The following is a 1,423-nucleotide window of genomic DNA, read 5'->3' on the forward strand; positions in this document are numbered from 1 at the left end:
GCAGGAAGCGGCGACTACCTCGAAGTCCGTTACGCCGACTTGAGGCGGCCAGCCATTTCGCTTTCCGAACACCGGGCAGCGTTGCAAGCCATTCGTTCGGAAGGGCAGCACACTGTCTCGGAAGCGCTAATTTTCAGGACGATAGAAGACCAACGGCGCGTGATCTCCAAAGCCAGGCAGACAACGGCTCGCGCGCGTCGACGGTCACGCAAAAAAAATGTCCCTTTGGAAGAGTTACTCGACAGGATTGTCCCGTTCACGCGTGAGACCACGGAGCAGCAGGCTGAAACGGTCGATTACGCCGCGCCAGTTCAGGCCTTCGACGTAGAGCAATGGTGAGGTGACACATGAAGGATGGGACGCTTGCGCATTTGCTACCGGCCGCCAGAAAGCAGGCCGAGTTAGGGAACGACGAAAGAATTCTCGGACTTCTTTGCGACCGCTGGATCGATTATCCCCGCGCGACGCAAGCCCTGCAGCAACTTGAGCGCCTTTTTGAGACGCCACGCCGCGACCGGATGCCGTGCCTGCTCTTGCACGGTGATTCGAATATTGGCAAGACGAAAATCACGGCCAAGTTTCGACGTGCGCATCCCAACGAGTTTGACGAGCGACGCGGGGTCGAACGCTGTCCGGTCGTCGCAATGCAGATGCCACCAACCCCGGACCAGCATCGATTCTATTCGGGCTTACTGTTCGAGCTAGGCGCCCCCCATAATGCTGCTGCCGGCCTGGCATCCCTTGAACGATTAGCTCGCGAGATTCTCAAGCGGGTGTCGCCCCGCATGCTTGTCGTTGATGAGGTGCACCATCTACTGGCGGGCACGTATCGCGAGCAGCGCGCATCGCTGAACCTCCTCAAGTTCCTGGCCAATGACCTTCAGATCAGCATGGTTCTGGTCGGCACCCGCGACGCGGTGCTGGCGCTTCAAACAGATACCCAGATGATAAGTCGTTATACGCCGTTCGAAATTCCACGGTGGCGGGAGAGCGACGGGTTGCGGCGGCTTCTCGCGGCATTCGAACGTGTGCTGCCGCTTCGCAAGCCATCGGATCTGGCGCGACGCGAGATCGTTCAATTTGTTCTGAGCGCGACGGGTGGATTGACGGGCGAGATATCCACGTTACTAAGCAACGCTGCCGAACTGTCGATTCGCACCGGCGACGAATACATCGGCATCACGCATCTCGAGCATGTCGGTCGAGTCGCAACGTAGCGTAGTTCCATGGCCGATTGCCCCTCGGCCTTTCTACGAAGAAGCCTTCGGTGGCTGGTTAGGCCGTGTCGCGGCGCGATATCAGGTGAGCGTTGCGATGCTGTGGGAGATGAGCGCAAGCGAGCCGCTGCCCTTGCTTGGAACTGCGGGATGGATTCTTTTCCCTCCGATTTCGCAGGCGGCGCTCCAACGATTCGCAACACTCG

The 1,423-nt window shown here is 59.0% G+C and carries 1 protein-coding gene and 1 pseudogene; both read left to right on the forward strand.

The window, feature by feature from the left end:
• A pseudogene (locus P3T25_RS48510) lies at window positions 1-339 on the forward strand (Mu transposase C-terminal domain-containing protein); the annotation flags it as partial.
• Window positions 340-347: 8 nt separating this feature from the next.
• Window positions 348-1,217, forward strand: a complete 870-nt coding sequence (locus P3T25_RS48515) for a TniB family NTP-binding protein (protein ID WP_429364879.1) — start codon at window positions 348-350, stop codon at window positions 1,215-1,217.
• Window positions 1,218-1,423: the final 206 nt, after the last annotated feature.

Origin of the sequence: Paraburkholderia sp. GAS32 (assembly GCF_050434225.1) — a bacterium.
In the GTDB taxonomy this organism is placed as follows: Bacteria; Pseudomonadota; Gammaproteobacteria; order Burkholderiales; family Burkholderiaceae; genus Paraburkholderia; species Paraburkholderia madseniana.